A 6,309-nucleotide genomic window follows, 5' to 3' on the forward strand; every position below is an offset into this window, starting at 1 on the left:
GTCCGGCGCCTTGTTCATGCAGGCGGTACGCAAGAGCGGCTCGGTGCTGTTGCCGATCGACAGCGAACACAATGCGATTTTCCAGTGCATGCCTCAGGATTTTGCTCGTGGGTTGAGCTCAGTGGGCGTGCGTCGGATTTTACTGACAGCCTCCGGCGGTCCCTTCCGGCAGACACCGATGGCCGAGCTGGCGCATGTTTCGCCTGACCAGGCTTGCGCCCATCCGAACTGGTCCATGGGACGCAAGATCTCCGTGGATTCGGCCAGCATGATGAACAAGGGGCTCGAATTGATCGAAGCCTGCTGGTTGTTCGATGCAAGGCCGTCGCAAGTCGAGGTCGTGATTCATCCGCAGAGCGTGATCCATTCGCTGGTCGACTATGTGGACGGTTCGGTGCTGGCGCAATTGGGCAATCCCGATATGCGTACGCCGATCGCCAACGCCCTGGCCTGGCCGGAGCGCATCGATTCGGGCGTGGCACCGCTGGATCTGTTTGCAATCGCACGTCTGGACTTCGAAGCTCCGGATGAGCAGCGTTTCCCTTGCCTGCGTCTGGCGCGGCAAGCTGCCGAAGCGGGTGACAGCGCGCCGGCGATGCTTAACGCGGCCAACGAAGTAGCGGTGGCGGCGTTTCTCGACGGACGGGTACGTTACCTGGAAATCGCGAGTATCATCGAGGAAGTCTTGAGTCTGGAGCCGGTGGTGGCCCTGGACGATCTCGAAGCCGTGTTTACTGCGGATGCGAAGGCGCGGGTTCTGGCCGGGCAATGGTTGCAGCGTCACGGTCGATAGATTTTGCTACAAAATGGCTACACGCGGCACTGAACGGGATTGCGGAGAAAATAGATGAGCGCGCTCTATATGATTGCCGGCACCCTGATCGCCTTGGGTGTGCTGGTCACCTTTCACGAATTCGGCCATTTCTGGGTCGCGCGTCGCTGTGGCGTCAAGGTTCTGCGTTTTTCCGTGGGCTTTGGCATGCCGTTGTTGCGCTGGCACGACAGGCAGGGCACCGAGTTCGTGGTTGCCGCGATTCCGCTGGGTGGCTACGTCAAGATGCTCGACGAGCGTGAGGGCGAGGTTCCACCCGATCAGCTCCATCAGTCGTTCAATCGCAAGTCCGTGCGTCAGCGCATCGCCATTGTCGCTGCCGGCCCGATTGCCAACTTCCTCCTGGCACTGGTGTTTTTCTGGGTGCTGGCCATGCTGGGCAGCGAGCAGGTGCGTCCGGTCATTGGTGCAGTCGAGTCCGGCAGCATTGCGGCAAAGGCCGGGTTGAGCGCGGGCGAGGAAATCGTCGCGATTGATGGTGAGCCGACTTCCGGTTGGGCTGCCGTGAATCTACAACTGGTGCGCCGCCTCGGTGAGAGTGGTTCCCTGCAATTGCTGGTGCGCGAACAAGGCTCGAGCGCCGATTCGCCGCGAACGCTGGCTCTGGATAACTGGCTCAAGGGTGCTGATGAGCCCGATCCGATTCGTTCGCTGGGTATTCGTCCATGGCGTCCGGCCCTGCCGCCGGTGTTGGCCGAGCTTGACCCGAAGGGGCCGGCACAGGCTGCCGGGCTCAAGACCGGTGACCGGTTGCTGGCCCTTGATGGGCAGGCGCTCAATGACTGGCAGCAAGTGGTTGATACGGTTCGTACGCGTCCTTATACCAAAATCATGCTGCGCATCGAGCGCGACAGTGCTCAAATCGACGTCCCGGTGACTTTGGCGGCGCGTGGTGAAAGCAAGTCGCCAAGCGGCTATCTGGGTGCTGGCGTGAAAGCGGTCGACTGGCCGCCAGAGATGATCCGCGAGGTCAGTTACGGGCCGTTGGCCGCTATTGGCGAGGGTGCCCGTCGCACTTGGACCATGAGCATTCTGACGCTGGATTCGCTGAAGAAAATGCTGTTCGGCGAGCTCTCGGTAAAAAACTTGAGTGGACCGATAACCATTGCTAAAGTGGCGGGCGCTTCTGCCCAGTCGGGCGTCGCTGATTTCCTGAATTTCCTTGCTTATCTGAGTATTAGCCTGGGGGTTCTGAATTTGCTGCCCATCCCTGTACTGGATGGGGGGCATTTGTTGTTTTATCTGATCGAGTGGGCGCGTGGTCGTCCCTTGTCGGATCGGGTGCAAGGTTGGGGGATACAGATCGGTATCAGTTTGGTGGTCGGGGTGATGTTGCTTGCTCTGGTCAACGATCTGGGTCGACTGTAACGCTTCGCTGAATTGCGAATCTGCCGCATTTTGCGGCAGTTTGTTTATTGCCAGTTGGAATAAGAAAGGACTTCATGAAACGTCTGCTGCTAACTGCGGTTCTCACCGTATTGATGATCGCCGAAGTTCACGCCGAGTCCTTCACTATCTCTGATATTCGCGTCAACGGCCTCCAGCGGGTCTCCGCGGGTAGTGTCTTTGGTGCCTTGCCGTTGAACGTCGGCGAGCAGGCGGATGATCGTCGCCTGGTGGAATCCACTCGTGCGTTGTTCAAAACCGGTTTCTTTCAAGATATCCAGCTGGGCCGCGAAGGCAACGTTCTGGTAATCACGGTTGTCGAGCGTCCATCCGTCGCAAGTATCGAGATCGAAGGTAACAAGGCGATCTCTACCGAAGACCTGATGAAAGGCCTCAAGCAATCCGGTCTGGCCGAAGGCGAGATCTTCCAGCGTGCCACCCTCGAAGGCGTGCGTAACGAGCTGCAGCGCCAGTACGTCGCGCAAGGTCGTTACTCGGCTACCGTCGATACCGAAGTGGTGTCGCAGCCGCGTAACCGCGTCGGTCTGAAAGTGAAGATCAACGAAGGCACCGTTGCCGCCATTCAGCACATCAACGTGGTGGGCAACACGGTTTTCCCTGAAGAAGACCTGACCGACCTGTTCGAACTGAAAACCACCAACTGGTTGTCGTTCTTCAAGAACGACGACAAGTACGCCCGTGAAAAGCTTTCCGGTGACCTGGAGCGTCTGCGTTCCTACTACCTGGACCGCGGCTATATCAACATGGATATCGCTTCGACCCAGGTGTCCATCACCCCGGACAAGAAACACGTCTACATCACCGTCAACGTGACCGAAGGTGAAAAGTACACCGTTCGTGACGTCAAGCTCAGCGGTGACCTGAAAGTCCCTGAAGACCAGGTCAAGTCCCTGTTGCTGGTGCAGAAGGGCCAGGTGTTCTCGCGCAAGCTGATGACCACCACATCCGAACTGATCACCCGTCGCCTGGGTAACGAGGGCTACACCTTCGCCAACGTCAATGGTGTGCCTCAGCCGCATGACGACGATCACACGGTGGACATCCTGTTTGCTGTCGATCCGGGCAAGCGTGCCTATGTCAACCGCATCAACTTCCGTGGCAACACCAAGTCCGAAGACGAAGTGCTGCGTCGCGAAATGCGTCAGATGGAAGGTGGCTGGGCTTCGACCTACTTGATCGACCAGTCCAAGACCCGTCTTGAGCGTCTGGGCTTCTTCAAAGAAGTGAACGTCGAGACGCCGGCCGTTCCGGGTGTCGACGATCAGGTTGACGTGAATTACGCCGTTGAAGAACAGGCTTCCGGTTCGATCACCGCCAGCGTCGGTTTCGCCCAGAGCGCCGGTTTGATCCTCGGTGGTTCGATCACCCAGAACAACTTCCTCGGTACCGGTAACCGCGTCAGCGTCGGCCTGACCCGAAGCGAATACCAGAGCCGCTACAACTTCGGCTACGTTGACCCGTACTGGACCGCCGATGGCGTCAGCCTGGGTTACAACGCGTTCTATCGCACCACCGACTACAAAGATCTCAACATCGACGTAGCCAGCTATGCGGTAGACAGCCTGGGTGCCGGTGTCAACGTTGGCTACCCGATCAGCGAGACTTCGCGCCTGACCTTCGGTCTGTCCGCTCAACAGGACAAGATCAAGACCGGTCAGTACACCGTTGACGAGATCTTCGACTTCGTTAACAAGGAAGGCGATCAGTATCTGAACTTCAAGGCTTCGGCCGGCTGGTCCGAGTCGACCCTGAACAAGGGCGTATTGCCGACCCGTGGCCGTTCGCAGAGCCTGACGCTGGAAACCACGATTCCGGGCAGCGACCTGTCGTTCTACAAACTCGACTACCGTGGCCAGCTGTTCCAGCCGATCACCGAGAACTACACCCTGCGTCTGCACACCGAGCTGGGTTATGGCGACGGTTACGGTTCGACCGATGGCTTGCCTTTCTATGAAAACTACTATGCTGGTGGTTTCAACTCGGTACGTGGCTTTAAGGACAGCACCTTGGGTCCTCGCAGTACGCCGAGTCGTGGTCAGGGGGTTACCGGTAACGCCGGTACGATTGCCGACCCGGATCAGGATCCATTGCCATTCGGTGGTAACGTGCTGATTCAGGGTGGTGCAGAGGTTCTGTTCCCGCTGCCATTCGTGAAGGATCAGCGCTCCCTGCGTACTTCGGTATTCTGGGATGTGGGTAACGTATTCGATTCCAAATGCCAGAAGACCACCAACGCGACCGCAGGCTCCACGTCATCCACGCAGTGCAACGACATCAGCCTGAGCAACATGGCCAGTTCCGTTGGTGTGGGTGTGACCTGGGTCACCGCACTGGGTCCTCTGAGTTTTGCCCTGGCGATGCCTGTCAAGAAACCGGATAACGCTGAAACCCAAGTGTTCCAATTCTCCCTCGGCCAGACGTTCTAAGCGTCTGACCCAAGATAACGACAATGGATTTTGTAGGAGTGCATCGTGCGTAAGTTGACTCAATTGGTTCTCCTGGCCTCCTTGATGGTGGCAGGCCCGGCATTTGCCGACATGAAAATTGCCGTTCTGAACTATCAGATGGCCTTGCTGGAATCGGACGCGGCCAAGAAATACGCCGTGGATGCCGAGAAGAAGTTCGGTCCGCAACTGACCAAGCTGAAGACGCTGGAAAGCAGCGCCAAGGGCATTCAGGACCGTCTGATGGCCGGTGGCGACAAAATGCAGCAAGGCGAGCGTGAGCGTCTGGAGCTTGAATTCAAGCAAAAGGCCCGTGACTTCCAGTTCCAGTCCAAGGAACTGAACGAAGCCAAAGCCGTTGCCGACCGCGAAATGCTCAAGCAACTGAAGCCGAAACTGGATAGCGCAGTGGAAGAAGTCATCAAGAAAGGTGGTTTTGACCTGGTGTTCGAGCGTGGCGCAGTGATTGATGTCAAACCTCAGTACGACATCACGCGCCAGGTCATCGAGCGCATGAATCAGCTGAAGTAACCCATGACCGTGACTATCAAGCTCGGCCAGTTGGCCGAGTTCCTCGGCGCCACCTTGCGTGGCGACCCTGAGACGCAAATTACTGGGCTAGCCACTTTGCAAGAGGCTGGCCCAGCTCAGTTGAGCTTTCTGGCAAACCCTCAATATCGCAAATACCTGGCGGGCTCGCAGGCGGCAGCTCTGTTGCTCAAAGCGGCCGATGCCGAAGGCTTTGCCGGTAATGCATTGGTGGTGCCGGATCCTTATCTGGCTTACGCACGCATTTCTCATCTGTTCGATCCCAAGCCAAAAGCCGCAGCGGGTGTCCACCCGACAGCGGTGATTGCGGCGGATGCCGTGGTTGATCCAACCGCCAGCATCGGTCCGTTCGTGGTGATCGAGGCGGGGGCGCGGATTGCTGCCCACGTGACGCTGAGTGCGCATTGCGTAGTTGGCGCGCGCAGCGAAATCGGCGAAGGCGGCTGGCTTGCTCCGCGAGTGACGCTGTATCACGACGTGCGCATCGGCAAGCGCGTGGTGATCCAGTCCGGTGCGGTGCTCGGTGGTGAAGGCTTCGGCTTTGCCAACGAGAAGGGTATCTGGCAGAAAATCGCCCAGATCGGTGGCGTGACCATCGGCGACGATGTGGAGATTGGCGTGAATACCGCCATCGACCGCGGTGCGTTGGCCGATACCGTGATCGGTAATGGCGTGAAGCTCGACAATCAGATCCAGATTGCCCACAACGTTCAGGTCGGTGATCACACCGCCATGGCTGCGTGCGTGGGGATCTCCGGCAGCACCAAAATCGGTAAGCACTGCATGCTCGCCGGTGGTGTCGGCCTGGTTGGGCACATTGATATCTGCGACAACGTTTTCCTGACCGGGATGACCATGGTGACCCACTCGATTACCGAGCCGGGTGCCTATTCTTCTGGAACAGCCATGCAACCGGCGGCCGAATGGCGCAAAAGCGCGGCCCGCATCCGTCAGCTCGACGATATCGCGCGACGGTTGAAACAACTGGAAAAGCGCGTAGGGGAAGTGACCCCTGACGGTAATGCTTCATCAGATGGCTGATACCATTTCCATATCAAGTGTGCACAGCCTCTAGAC

General features: G+C 58.1%; 5 protein-coding genes. All 5 read left to right on the plus strand.

Translation table 11 applies throughout. The features are described 5' to 3' along the window. A partial coding sequence (gene dxr / locus DBR24_RS23325) for a 1-deoxy-D-xylulose-5-phosphate reductoisomerase (RefSeq protein WP_177490669.1) occupies positions 1-793 on the plus strand: 793 nt, incomplete at its 5' end. Between the two features lie 54 nt (positions 794-847). Further along, on the plus strand, positions 848-2,200 hold the full coding sequence (gene rseP, locus DBR24_RS23330) for a sigma E protease regulator RseP (RefSeq protein WP_128615928.1): 1,353 nt from the start codon (positions 848-850) through the stop codon (positions 2,198-2,200). Between the two features lie 74 nt (positions 2,201-2,274). Then, positions 2,275-4,665 carry an outer membrane protein assembly factor BamA gene (gene bamA, locus DBR24_RS23335; protein WP_128615929.1) on the plus strand — a complete coding sequence of 797 codons (2,391 nt, stop codon included), beginning with the start codon at positions 2,275-2,277 and terminating at the stop codon, positions 4,663-4,665. A 45-nt stretch (positions 4,666-4,710) separates the two neighbouring features. Next, positions 4,711-5,214: an OmpH family outer membrane protein gene (locus tag DBR24_RS23340; protein WP_007908849.1), complete on the plus strand. Its 504-nt coding sequence runs from the start codon at positions 4,711-4,713 to the stop codon at positions 5,212-5,214. A 3-nt stretch (positions 5,215-5,217) separates the two neighbouring features. Beyond that, positions 5,218-6,273, plus strand: a complete 1,056-nt coding sequence (lpxD, locus tag DBR24_RS23345; RefSeq protein ID WP_123465092.1) for a UDP-3-O-(3-hydroxymyristoyl)glucosamine N-acyltransferase — start codon at positions 5,218-5,220, stop codon at positions 6,271-6,273. The last annotated feature ends 36 nt before the right edge of the window (positions 6,274-6,309 follow it).

The sequence above is a fragment of the Pseudomonas sp. HMWF006 genome (assembly GCF_003061205.1).
In the GTDB taxonomy this organism is placed as follows: domain Bacteria; phylum Pseudomonadota; class Gammaproteobacteria; order Pseudomonadales; family Pseudomonadaceae; genus Aquipseudomonas; species Aquipseudomonas monsensis.

Excerpts from the sequence above, each read along its gene's own strand:
- rseP (WP_128615928.1), top strand. The coding sequence starts at position 848 with ATGAGCGCGCTCTATATGATTGCCGGCACCCTGATCGCCTTGGGTGTG.
- bamA (WP_128615929.1), top strand. The coding sequence starts at position 2,275 with ATGAAACGTCTGCTGCTAACTGCGGTTCTCACCGTATTGATGATCGCC.
- lpxD (WP_123465092.1), top strand. The coding sequence starts at position 5,218 with ATGACCGTGACTATCAAGCTCGGCCAGTTGGCCGAGTTCCTCGGCGCC.